The 11,102-nt window shown below is 64.7% G+C and carries 8 protein-coding genes; 6 read left to right on the forward strand and 2 right to left on the reverse strand.

Annotated features, from left to right (window positions below; translation table 11 throughout):
- Nucleotides 1-10: 10 nt before the first annotated feature.
- The 4 genes from VF34_RS00870 to VF34_RS00885 all read left to right on the forward strand — a co-directional run bounded on the left by VF34_RS00870 (nucleotide 11) and on the right by VF34_RS00885 (nucleotide 5,680).
- Nucleotides 11-1,513 carry an ABC transporter ATP-binding protein gene (locus tag VF34_RS00870; protein ID WP_032372349.1) on the forward strand — a complete coding sequence of 501 codons (1,503 nt, stop codon included), beginning with the start codon at nucleotides 11-13 and terminating at the stop codon, nucleotides 1,511-1,513.
- Entirely contained in the window at nucleotides 1,506-2,726 is a 1,221-nt protein-coding gene (locus VF34_RS00875) for an ABC transporter permease (protein ID WP_032365197.1), read from the forward strand. Before VF34_RS00870 ends, VF34_RS00875 begins: the two co-directional genes overlap by 8 nt.
- The gene (locus VF34_RS00880; protein WP_027498372.1) at nucleotides 2,723-3,991 is read left to right on the forward strand and encodes an ABC transporter permease; all 1,269 of its coding nucleotides are present in this window, start codon (nucleotides 2,723-2,725) and stop codon (nucleotides 3,989-3,991) included. Before VF34_RS00875 ends, VF34_RS00880 begins: the two co-directional genes overlap by 4 nt.
- A 99-nt stretch (nucleotides 3,992-4,090) precedes the next feature.
- Nucleotides 4,091-5,680, forward strand: coding sequence for an AMP-binding protein (locus VF34_RS00885; protein WP_032372350.1), 1,590 nt, complete (start codon nucleotides 4,091-4,093; stop codon nucleotides 5,678-5,680).
- Nucleotides 5,681-5,856: 176 nt separating this feature from the next.
- Here VF34_RS00885 and VF34_RS00890 read toward each other — a convergent pair whose 3' ends face one another.
- A complete protein-coding gene (locus VF34_RS00890) occupies nucleotides 5,857-6,822 on the reverse strand; it encodes a glucosyl-3-phosphoglycerate synthase (RefSeq protein ID WP_045840637.1) in 966 nt (321 codons plus the stop codon).
- A gap of 36 nt (nucleotides 6,823-6,858) precedes the next feature.
- Complete coding sequence (locus VF34_RS00895; protein ID WP_045840638.1) at nucleotides 6,859-7,881, reverse strand: alpha/beta hydrolase; 1,023 nt, start codon at nucleotides 7,879-7,881, stop codon at nucleotides 6,859-6,861.
- A gap of 260 nt (nucleotides 7,882-8,141) precedes the next feature.
- On the opposite strand from VF34_RS00895, the gene VF34_RS00900 reads away from it, so the two are divergent.
- Nucleotides 8,142-9,596 carry a condensation domain-containing protein gene (locus VF34_RS00900; RefSeq protein ID WP_032399553.1) on the forward strand — a complete coding sequence of 485 codons (1,455 nt, stop codon included), beginning with the start codon at nucleotides 8,142-8,144 and terminating at the stop codon, nucleotides 9,594-9,596.
- Nucleotides 9,593-11,035, forward strand: a complete 1,443-nt coding sequence (locus tag VF34_RS00905) for an MFS transporter (protein ID WP_052718533.1) — start codon at nucleotides 9,593-9,595, stop codon at nucleotides 11,033-11,035. Before VF34_RS00900 ends, VF34_RS00905 begins: the two co-directional genes overlap by 4 nt.
- Nucleotides 11,036-11,102: the final 67 nt, after the last annotated feature.

Genomic DNA, 11,102 nt, shown 5'->3' on the forward strand with positions numbered 1-11,102 from the left:
GTAAAGGGATATGAAGCTCGAACTTCGCGGTATAACCAAACGATTCGGCTCGTTGATCGCCAACGATCACATCGATCTGACGGTCGAATCCGGCGAGATCCACTGCCTCCTCGGTGAGAACGGTGCTGGCAAGTCCACGTTGATGAACGTGCTGAGCGGCCTGTACCGCGCCGAGGAGGGCCAGATCCTGCTCGACGACGTCGAGCAGAACTTCGCCGGACCGGGCGAGGCGATGACTGCAGGAATCGGCATGGTGCATCAGCACTTCATGCTGATTCCGGTGTTCACCGTGGCCGAGAACATCGTGCTCGGCAACGAAACCACCTCGCTCGGTGGACGACTCGACCTCGTGGCAGCACGAAAGCTGGTACGAGAGATATCCGCGAGGTTCGGCTTCGACCTCGACCCCGATGCTCTCGTCGACGATCTCCCCGTCGGCGTTCAGCAGCGGGTCGAGATCGTCAAGGCGCTCTCTCGAGAAGCCAAGGTGCTCGTGTTCGACGAGCCGACGGCCGTGCTGACGCCGCAGGAAACCGACGATCTGATGCGGATCATGCGGGAACTTGCGGCGTCGGGCACCACCATCGTGTTCATCACCCACAAGCTCCGTGAAGTACGCGAAGTAGCAGACAAGATCACCGTCATCCGGCTCGGCAAGGTCGTCGGCGAAGCGAAGCCGACGGCAGGCAACACCGAACTCGCCGCGTTGATGGTGGGACGTGATGTGCAGCTGACAGTTTCGAAGGAACCGGCCGAGCCGGGTGCTGCCGCATTGGTCGTCGAGAACCTGTCGGTGTTCGACGCCCAGGGCAACAAGACCGTCGACGACATCAGTCTCGAGGTCGCCGCGGGAGAAATCCTCGCCATCGCCGGCGTGCAGGGCAACGGGCAGACCGAATTCGTCGAGGCGCTACTCGGTTTGCAGGAGAACGTATCCGGAAAGATCGCCCTCGACGGCCGCTCGCTCGTCGGGGCGACAGTTCAGCAGGTGCTCGACGCCGGCGTGGGGTTCGTGCCCGAGGACCGGACCGTCGACGGCCTGGTGGGGGAGTTCTCGATTGCCGAGAACCTGATGCTCGACCGCTCCATCAGCGAGCCGTTCGTGCGGCGCGGAGCGGTACAGCGGGAGTATCTCGACACGTTCGCGTCGGAGAAACTGACCGAATTCGACGTGCGGGCACCGGGAATCGGAACCGCTGTCGGACGCCTGTCCGGTGGTAACCAGCAGAAGGTGGTACTCGCACGCGAACTGAGCCGCGATCTGCGACTGTTCGTCGCCGCGCAGCCCACTCGCGGAATCGACGTGGGATCCATCGAATTCGTACACAAGCGCATCGTCGCCACCCGGGATTCGGGGATCCCGGTCATCGTGGTGTCGAGCGAACTGGACGAGGTCGCCGCACTGGCCGACCGCATAGCCGTCATGTATCGAGGAGCAATCGTGGGAATCGTCCCCGGGGATACGTCCCGCGAAACACTCGGATTGATGATGGGCGGCGAGCGCGGTGAGTGAGACCGAGCAGCCGTCGAAAGCTCATGTCGTACTTCGGCAGATCTTCACCGGCAGTGCGATCATCTCGGTTCTCGCGGTCCTGCTTGCGCTGATCGTCGGTGCCGTCCTCATTGCCGCGACCAACTCCGGCGTCCAGGAATCGGCAGGCTACTTCTTCTCCCGTCCGTCGGACATGCTGACGGCGATCTGGGATTCGGTGTCCGGCGCGTATTCGTCGCTGTTCCAGGGGTCGGTGTACAACTTCCGTCGTCCCGGGTTCGAGAACGGCATCCGGCCGTTGACCGAGACGTTGACATTCGCGACACCGCTCATCGTCGCCGGACTCGGTGTGGCCCTTGCCTTTCGAGTCGGTATGTTCAACATCGGTGGTCGTGGCCAGATGCTGATCGCCGCCGCATGCGCGGGCTGGGTCGGTTTCGGGGTGAGCCTGCCCGCCGGCATCCATCTGCTGGTGGCCGTTGTCGCAGGCGTTGTCGGCGGCGCGGTCTGGGGCGGCATCGCCGGATTCCTCAAGGCCCGCACGGGTGCTCACGAGGTGATCGTCACGATCATGCTCAATTACGTTGCGTTCTATCTCATCTCGTACCTGCTGCGTACTCCCGGTGCGCTGCAGGCTCCGGGATCGAACAATCCCAAGACGGCCCCCATCGAATCGACGGCCGTGTTCCCGAAGCTGTTCGGCGACAAGTACAACCTGCATCTCGGGTTCGTGCTAGTGATCCTCGTGACGGTCGCGGTGTGGTGGCTGCTCGAACGATCGAGCCTCGGATTCCGGTTCCGTGCCGTCGGTGAGAACCCGCACGCGTCACGCGTCGCCGGCATGAACGTCAACCGTATCTACCTCTACGCGATGATCCTGTCCGGAGCTCTCGTCGGACTGGCCGGTGTAGCTCAGGTGCTCGGTACGGTCACCACCGGTTTCAGTGCCGACATCGACGCCGGTATCGGATTCGACGCCATCACCGTGGCCCTGCTCGGGCGATCCAAACCGTGGGGCGTCTTCTTCGCGGGAATCCTGTTCGGCGCGTTCAAGGCCGGCGGGTTCGCCATGCAGGCGGCCGAGGGCGTACCCATCGACATCGTGCTCGTCGTGCAGTCGGTGATCGTGCTGTTCATCGCCGCACCGCCGTTGGTGCGAGCGGTGTTCCGATTGCCCAAACCCGGTGAAGAGAAACTCGCCAAAGCCGAGACCGCGAAGGTGGGTGCACTGTGACCACCTCCGTCGACTCACCCGCAGAGACGGTCCTCGGTCGTAGTTGGAAGGTGCCCACGATCCTCGGGGTCGTGACACTGCTGGCGTTGGTGCTGTTCGTGGTCCGAAAAGGCTCGGGCACCAGTACATTCGCGCTGGCCTCCGAAGACGACTTCTTCGCACTGCCCGCCGTCGGCGTACCGTCGTACGGTGCCGGCCTGGTCGTGGTCGTATTGCTGGCCGTCATCACCGGCTACGCGGCCCTGTTGGCGTCGCGTTACCGGTCGACGCCGCTGTGGCTGCTCGCCGTGTTCGCAGTGCTGTTCGTGTTCGGATTTCTCGCGTGGGCCGCGGACGGGGAGACGATCCCCGTACCCGGATTGCTCATCGGCGCAGTCGCTTTGAGCACACCGCTGATCTTCGGTGCGATGGGCGGAGTGATCTCCGAGCGTGTCGGCGTCATCAACATCGCCATCGAGGGGCAGCTGCTGGCAGGGGCTTTCGTCAGCGCCGTCGTCGCGTCGATCACCGGTTCGACCTACGTGGCGCTGCTCGCAGCTCTGGTCGCCGGCGCACTGACCGCGTCGCTGCTGGCGGTGTTCTCGATTCGCTATTTCGTCAATCAAGTCATCGTCGGTGTGGTGCTCAACGTGCTTGTCGTCGGACTGACGAGCTTCCTGTACTCGGTGGTGCTCACCAAGAACGCCGAGACGCTGAATTCGCCACCGCGCTTCGCGCGCATCGACATTCCGGTGCTCTCGCAGATTCCGATCCTCGGTCCGGTGCTGTTTCGACAGACACTGATCGTCTATTTGATGTACATCGCCGTGGCCCTGGTGTTCTTCGGTCTGTTCCACACCAAGTGGGGTCTGCGACTACGTGCCGTCGGTGAGCATCCGCAAGCCGCCGACACCGTCGGAATCAACGTGGCCCGAACGCGGTTCTGGAACGTCTGCCTCGCCGGTGCCATCGCCGGGCTCGGCGGTGCGTATTTCACGCTCGGGTCCGTCGGAGCCTTCGGCAAGGAGATGACCGCAGGTGCCGGCTACATCGCACTCGCCGCGGTCATCTTCGGCCGATGGGATCCGGTGCGTGCCACCCTGGCCGCATTGCTGTTCGGCTTCGCGTCGAATCTGCAGAACGTACTGGGCATCATCGGGTCCCCGGTGCCGAGCGAGTTCATGCTGATGCTGCCGTACGTGGTCACCATTTTCGCCGTCGCCGGCCTGGTGGGCCACGTGCGAGGACCGGCCGCAGCGGGCAAACCGTACGCGTCCAGGAGTTGACGGTTTCGCCATCTGACTCAGCGGTAGGGTCGCTGTCCGATGTGACCGCTTTCACTGTAAGGTTCGATCATTGTTGCCGCAGTTTTTCGAAGGAGAGCCATGAGCTTCCGCAGTCCCTTTCCCGACGTCGAGATCCCGAATCTGAGCGTCTACGACTTCCTGTTCGGGTCCATCGCCGAGTCCGATCTGGACAAGCCTGCGCTCATCGACGGCACGTCGGGTGACGTCACCACCTACAAGAGCCTGATCGGCCAGGTCGACGCGATCGCCGGGGCGCTCGCTGCCCGTGGGCTCGAGGTCGGCGACGTCGTCGGACTGCATTCGCCGAACGTCCCCGCATTCGCGTCGGTGCTGCACGGCATTCTGCGTGCCGGCGGAACTGCGACGACGATCAATGCGCTGTACACCGCCGAGGACATCGCCAAGCAGCTCACCGGCTCGGGCGCGAAGTTCCTGTTCACCGTCTCCCCGCTGTACCCGCAGGCCAAGGCCGCCGCGGACAAGGTGGGCATCGACGCCGATCACGTCATCGTGCTCGACGGCGCCGAGGGCCACCCGAGCCTGCGCGACCTGCTCACCCAGGGCGCACCTGCTCCCGAGGTCTCGTTCGATCCGGCCACGCACGTTGCCGTGCTGCCGTACTCGTCCGGCACGACGGGTGTGCCCAAGGGCGTCATCCTCACGCACCGCAACCTCGTCGCCAACGTGGCCCAGATGGAACCGCGCGTGGGCATCGACAGCAACGACGCGATCCTGGCGCTGCTGCCGTTCTTCCATATCTACGGCCTGACGGTGCTGCTCAACATCGCCCTCAAGCTGCGCGCGCACCTGGTGACGATGCCGAAGTTCGACCTCGTCGAGTTCCTTCGCATCATCCAGGACCAGAAGCTGACCTACCTGTTCATCGCCCCGCCGGTGGCCGTCGCGCTCGCCAAGCACCCGATGATCGATCAGTACGACCTCTCGAGCGTGCACACCATCTTCTCCGGCGCGGCCCCGTTGGACGAGGAGCTCGGCAAGGCCGTCGCCAAGCGCTTGAACACGCGGGTGCGTCAGGGCTACGGCATGAGCGAGCTCAGCCCGGTCAGCCACGCGATCCCGTTCGATCGCGACGACATGCCGCTCAGCTCGGTGGGCCAGCCACTGGCCAACACCGAGAACAAGCTCGTCGACCCGGGCACGCTCGAGGAAATCGAGCTGCCCACAGAGGGATTGAGCAAGCCGGGCGAGCTGTGGGTCAAGGGACCGAACGTGATGGCGGGATACCTGAACAATCCCTCCGCCACCGCGGAGACCCTCGACTCCGACGGTTACCTGCACACCGGCGACATCGCCGTCGCCGACAACGAGGGCGTCGTCTACATCGTCGACCGCCTCAAGGAACTGATCAAGTACAAGGGCTATCAGGTGCCCCCGGCGGAGCTCGAGGCGCTGCTGCTCACGCACGAGGAAATCGCCGACGCGGCCGTCATCGGTGTTCTCGACGACGAGGGCGAGGAAATCCCCAAGGCGTTCGTCGTCCGCCAGCAGGGTGCCACGATCGACGAAGAGGGCATCATCGCGTTCGTCGCCGAGCGCGTCTCCCCGCACAAGAAGGTTCGACGCGTCGAGTTCATCGACATCGTGCCGAAGTCTGCGGCCGGCAAGATTCTTCGTAAGGATCTGCGGGCAGCGGAGGCTGGAAAGTAAAACTCCGTTCCACGACAACACCCCGTCTCACACTCAGTGGGGCGGGGTGTTGTGTTGTGGCGCAGACGTTTCGATAGTGCACACCCCTTTTTCCGACCGCGCGACCCTCCTCGGGCGCAAACATGGGCGCTCAGTCGGTAGCAGGGGTGTGAGGTTGTCGTGGAACCGCGCTCGAATCAGCCGGGTGCACTCATCGCCGGGCATCGGGTGAGGCGGTTGTATTCGTCCAGGGTGGTCAGTGGGGGACGGTCGACGAGAGACAACGGTGCCACGCTCATCGAGAGCTGAGTTCCGGTGGTGGAGAACGTGGTGAACCCGGCTCCGGAATCGCTCAGGCCCAGGCGCGAGAACATCGTGGCGATGATCTGCCGACTCATGACAGCCAACTCCGACGTCGGCCGATTTCGATGCCGTCGGGTTCCCAGTCCGACCTGGCCGATCGCGCCGATACCCAACCGGTCGCACGTATCGAGCAGTACACCGATCTCGACTCCGTAGCCGGGGGCGAACGGAAGTGCTTCCAGGAGGCGACGAGTCGCGGCGTATTCCCCGCCCAACGGTTGGAAGACGCCGGCGAGTTCGGGCCGAAGCGCCGTCAGCAGCGGTCGTACCGTCAGCTGCGTGACGCGGCCGCCGCCGTCCTCGTCGGTGGTGTCACCGATCGTCAGCGGCCGACGGTAGAAGCCTTTGACCAACTCGACGTCGTCGGACATGACCAGCGGCCCGACGAGGGAGGGAACGAAGTGCGAACCGGGATCGACCAGATCGGAGTCGACGAACACCACGAGGTCGCCCGAGGTGGCGGCCACGCCGCGCCACAGCGCTTCACCCTTGCCGCGAACCACGGGTGTGCCGGGTAGGGCGTCCTCCCTGGAGACGACGGTGGCACCGGCGCAGCGGGCCCGCGCCGCGGTGCGGTCGGTCGACCCCGAATCCAGCACCACCAGCTCGTCGATCAGGCTGCCCAGATGGGGAGTCATCGAGGCGATGACGCCGGCGACGGTGTCTTCCTCGTCGAGAGCGGGCAGCACGACCGAGACGGTCCGGCCACGTTTGGCCCGGATGATGTCTGCCAGTGGCCACGGAGAGCGGGTCCAGGTGGCAGCCAGAGCCGGAGTGCCCGCAACGTCGGTTCGGTTCATCGCTTTTCCTTCGTCATCGCTCGAGGAGTGCACGGCTCAGGACGGGCCGGTCGGCAGCCCCAACGACGGTGCGATCACCGACCACGAATCGTGCAGATCCTGTTGCCAGTAGGCCCAGGAATGGGTCCCGTTGGGTCGGAAGTTGTAGGTGGCCTCGATGTTCAACTCCTGCAACCGTTTCCGCATCTGTTGCGAGCACACATCGGTCGTCGCCTCGATCACTGCGCCGACGGCGAGTTGCTGGGCTAGCTTGCCGTAATCGCTGCCGATACCGGGGCCGCCCGGCACGTCGAACTCACCGGGCGCTCCCGTTCCGGACGAGATGTAGACGGCCATGCCGCGCAGCCCCTCGGCATTGACGTAGGGGTCGTTGGCAATCCAGTCGGCGCTGCCCTGTGGTCCCCACATGTTGGCGGTCGACCCACCGCCGCGGGCCTCGACGACGGACCTGACGTACATGGCACCCACCGGGTCGCTGGTGCGTGCGCATCCACTGAACGCGGCGACGGATCGATACACCGAGGGATGGGCGATGGCCAACTGCAGAACGGACGTGCCTGCCATCGATATACCGGCGACCGCATTGGCCCCGTTGCCGTCGAGCAGAGCATCCATCACCGGAGGAAGTTCGCGACCGAGAAAGGTGGACCACATGTTTCGGCCCAGTACCGGATCGTCGTGCAACCAGTCGGTGTAATAGCTCGCAGCGCCGCCCCGCGGAACCACCACGTTGACGTTCTTGTCTCCGAAGAAGCCGGCGATGTCGGTCTGATCGAACCAGCTGCTTCCCCCGTCACCGCCCGCCGCTCCGTTGAGTAGATAGAGCGTGGGTGAACCGGGCTGCGCCGACCGAAATACGTCGAGCTGGATATCGCGGTCCATGGCTGCCGAATGCACCCATACGATGTCTCGTCGGTCGGCAACTCCCTCGACGCCGACCACCGACGAGACGGTGTCGGCGGAAGACGACCCCGCCGTAGTCGATAGGAGAACGACGACGGTAGCGAGCACACTCAGCGCCGACAAGGTCGCCTGACCGAGGCGAAATCGACTGGGCATCAACGGTTCCTGACATTGTGGGAGCCACGCACGACTAACCTCCGGCGAGCGCGATGTGCCTTTGGACGGTAATGCGAATCACTGGTGCCGACAACAATGTTGACGATCCTTCAGTTCTGACACAGATATCCCGCGAATCGTTGTCAATTTTCCAAAATGCTCGTCGACGGGGTTTCTCGGCCTCTGCCCGGGTGATGCACTGGCCCCTCCGACGCACCTCGCCGCGTCGAATCGCTCTGTCTCCTTCGAAAGGTTGTGTCGTGGTCGCATTCGGACTCATCGACGAGTGGAAGCCCGCTCCAGGACCGCTCACCACGTGGTCACCCACCGTCGCCTCACGAGCTGCTGCCGCGGCTGCGCCCGTTCACCCGGCACCGCCCTCGCACATCCAGCAGGCGTATCTCGAAGCCGCCTACCGCAACCGGGGATCGTCGTTCCGATTCTCCCGGCTGTGCTTGGTGACGTTCAAGATCGAAGGCGCACTGGACCGCACCGCGATGGGACGAGCATTCAACACGTTCGTCACCCGACACGATTCGTTCCGTAGCTGGTTCTCGACGACGGCCGAGGGTTCGACGCGCCACCTCGTCGACGTCGCCGACATCGCGCTCGAAGCGACCGATTTCGGAACGCCTGCGGACTCCGAGGCCATTCGACGTCACGTGCAGGACAGCACGCCCGGCCCCGAGAGCTGGGACTGCTTCTCGTTCGGAACGATCGAACACGACGATCACTTCGTGGTGTACGCGGCAGTCGATCACCTCGACACCGATGGCATCTCGCAGGCCCTGACCTACTACGAACTGCGCCAGCTCTATCGCAACGCGGTGACGGGGGAATCCGACGGCCTGTTCACCCCGGGTAGCTACCTCGAGTACTGCCAGCGCGAACGTCTCGAGAGCGACGCTACGACTCTCGAGAGCCCTGCGGTTCGGACCTGGATCGACTTGGTCACCGACAACGGGGGAGATCTGCCGACGTTCCCACTTCCGTTGGGACGCAACAGCGCCGACTACACGCGGACCTCACACAGTTCGTTCCCGTTGTTCGACGGTGCCACCGCGCAGGCAGTCGACGAGGCGTGTGCAGCCGTGGGAGTCAAGTTCATCGGCGGAATCTTCGCCGCCGCAGCTCTGGCAGAGTACGAGCTCGCCGGCCGGGGCAGCTACCTCGGTCTGACGCCCAAGAGCACTCGGGCGACCCCGGGCGAATTCGCGTCGATCGGGTGGTATTCGAGCCTGATTCCGGTGCAATTCGACCTCGGTGAGCAGCCGACGTTCCGTACCCTCGCAGTGCTCGCACAGGCAGCATTCGACTCCGGAAAGTTGCTGGCGAACACCTCGTACCACCGGGTGCTCGAGCTGGCCTTGCCGGAACACGGAATCACGACGCAGCCGGGATGGACCGCGCCGATGATCTCGTACGTCGACGTTCGCAAGTTGCCGGGCGAAGCCGAATTGGATGCGGCGGGAGCGGGTCTGTACGGCAACCGCGGCAGTTCCGAGGAAGTCTTCATGTGGATCAACCGCTTCGAGGACCACACCGGCGTCGAGTTCCTGTACCCGGGCACGGACGAGGCCGATCGTTCGATCGACCTGTACTTCTCCAAGATCTCCGAAATCTACGCCGCCGTGGTCGACAAGGGTGACTACATCCCACAGCCACCCGAGGCTCACGTGTTGGCCCACGAGCTTCCGGACGTCAGCAGGGTATGACGCTCCCTCGCCGCGGGTCGTGGCTGACGCTGGGTGCCTGCCTGCTGGCCGTCACGATGCAGATGATCGACGTCACCGCCGTCACCGTGGCGTTGCCGACGATCGCGCGTGACCTCGACGCGTCGGGCACCCAGCAGGTCTGGATCCCGACGGCGTATCTGCTCGCCTTTGCCTGCGCGCTGCTCACGATGGCGCGCGCAGGTGAGGTGTTCGGGCGCAGAACGGTATTCGTCACGGGCACTGCACTGTTCGCCGTGACGTCGGTGCTCTGCGCCTATGCGCCCACCGTCGAACTGCTCGTCCTCGCCCGCGTGCTGCAGGGGCTCGCGGGAGCGGCGATGTCGGCGCAGACGGTGGCGATCGTGACAGCGGCCTACTCCGGCACGCGGCGCACCACCGCGTTCGCGCTGTACGGTGGCACCGCGGGGCTGGCCGGACTCGCCGGGCCGTCCATCGGCGCAGCGCTGCTGCACCTCGACATCCTCGGAACCGGTTGGCGAGCACTGTTTCTGATCAACGTCCCGATCGCGGCGGCGGCGATCGTTCTCGGCCGCAGGTTCGTGGCATCGGGTACCGAGCAGGTCCCGGCCGGACACGGCGGACGGTTCGACCCGGTCGGTGCCGTCCTGTGGTCGATCGGGGCCCTGCTGATCGTCTGTCCCGTCATGATCAGCTCGAGTGTCGCCGCAGCGTTGCCCGCGGTTGCGCTCGGTCTGACAACACTGGCCGGGTTCGCGATGTGGGAGCGTCGTCGACGTGCTGCAGGAGCACACGTCATGGTGAACATCGGCGTCTTCGGTGAGCGAGGATTCTCCGTGGGATGCGCCGTATCGGCGCTCGTGTACGGGACCTTCACCGGGTTCGTTCTGACGATGTCGGTGACACTGCAATCCGGACTGGGTGAGAGCGCGTCGACGGTGGGAGTGATCACTGTTCCCTTCGCTCTCGGGGCGGTGCTCGCTTCGGTGGCCGCGCCGATCTCGTTCCACCACTGGGATTCTCGCGTCGTTGCGGCCGGCGCGGCCGCCATGGGACTGGCTCTGCTCGTTCTCGGCGTCACCACCGAATATCTGGACCGTGCCGGCTTTCCCTGGTGGGCGGTCGTGCCGCTCGGGATACTCGGCGCGGGTCTCGGGTCGGTGATCGCGCCGTTGCAGAGCACCATCGTCGCGGGGGTGGCCCCGCACGCCATCGGCTCGGCATCGGGAATTCTGCCGACCGTCCAACAAGTGGGATCGGCTGTGGGAACCGCGGTGACCGGGGCCCTGTACTTCGGTCTGCTTCCTGCGGAGCCGGTTGCCGCGGACTATCTGGCGTCTCAGCGGACGGTGTTGTTCGGGCTGGCCGCGACCATGGTGGTGGCCACCGCAGTCGCGGCCGCGCTGCCCCGCGGCGTCGTCGAACGCAGCTCGTCGGTGGTCTCCCAGGGTGTGCCGTGAATATTCGTAAGTGATTGTCCCGCAACAGTATCCAACAATATCTCACCCGGACCAGGAGTTCGGGCCG

Source organism: Rhodococcus sp. PML026, from assembly GCF_000963615.1.
Taxonomy (GTDB): domain Bacteria; phylum Actinomycetota; class Actinomycetes; order Mycobacteriales; family Mycobacteriaceae; genus Rhodococcoides; species Rhodococcoides fascians.

Excerpts from the sequence above, each read along its gene's own strand:
- VF34_RS00870 (WP_032372349.1), top strand. The coding sequence starts at position 11 with ATGAAGCTCGAACTTCGCGGTATAACCAAACGATTCGGCTCGTTGATC.
- VF34_RS00885 (WP_032372350.1), top strand. The coding sequence starts at position 4,091 with ATGAGCTTCCGCAGTCCCTTTCCCGACGTCGAGATCCCGAATCTGAGC.
- VF34_RS00890 (WP_045840637.1), bottom strand. The coding sequence starts at position 6,822 with ATGAACCGAACCGACGTTGCGGGCACTCCGGCTCTGGCTGCCACCTGG.
- VF34_RS00895 (WP_045840638.1), bottom strand. The coding sequence starts at position 7,881 with ATGCCCAGTCGATTTCGCCTCGGTCAGGCGACCTTGTCGGCGCTGAGT.
- VF34_RS00905 (WP_052718533.1), top strand. The coding sequence starts at position 9,593 with ATGACGCTCCCTCGCCGCGGGTCGTGGCTGACGCTGGGTGCCTGCCTG.